The following is a 425-nucleotide window of genomic DNA, read 5'->3' on the forward strand; positions in this document are numbered from 1 at the left end:
ACCCCAACCCCGCCCGGCCGCTCGCCCCGGCCCGCACCTGGGACGGCGCCTTCCAGCGGCTGGACAAGGGCCTGCACGCGCTGCGCCGGGCCGTCCCGCGCCGGCTGCGCCGGGCCGCGATGAACACCGCCGCCCGCTGGATCATCGAACGGCAGGAGAACGACGGCTGCTGGGGCGGCATCCAGCCCCCGGCCGTGTACTCGGTCATCGCCCTGCACCTGCTCGGCTACGACNNCGCCGGTCTGGAGTCCCTGGACCGGTTCGCCGTGTGGCGCGAGGACGGCGCCCGGATGATCGAGGCGTGCCAGTCCCCGGTGTGGGACACCTGCCTGGCCACGATCGCGCTGGCCGACGCGGGCGTGCCCGCCGACCATCCGCAACTGGTCAAGGCGGCCGACTGGATGCTCGGCGAGCAGGTGGTGCGG

The 425-nt window shown here is 75.2% G+C and carries 1 pseudogene; it reads left to right on the top strand.

Annotated elements, in window-relative coordinates:
- Positions 1–80: 80 nt before the first annotated feature.
- A pseudogene (locus tag CCN29_RS36715) lies at positions 81–425 on the top strand (squalene--hopene cyclase); the annotation flags it as partial.

The sequence above is a fragment of the Streptomyces pseudogriseolus genome, from assembly GCA_002154585.1.
In the GTDB taxonomy this organism is placed as follows: domain Bacteria; phylum Actinomycetota; class Actinomycetes; order Streptomycetales; family Streptomycetaceae; genus Streptomyces; species Streptomyces pseudogriseolus.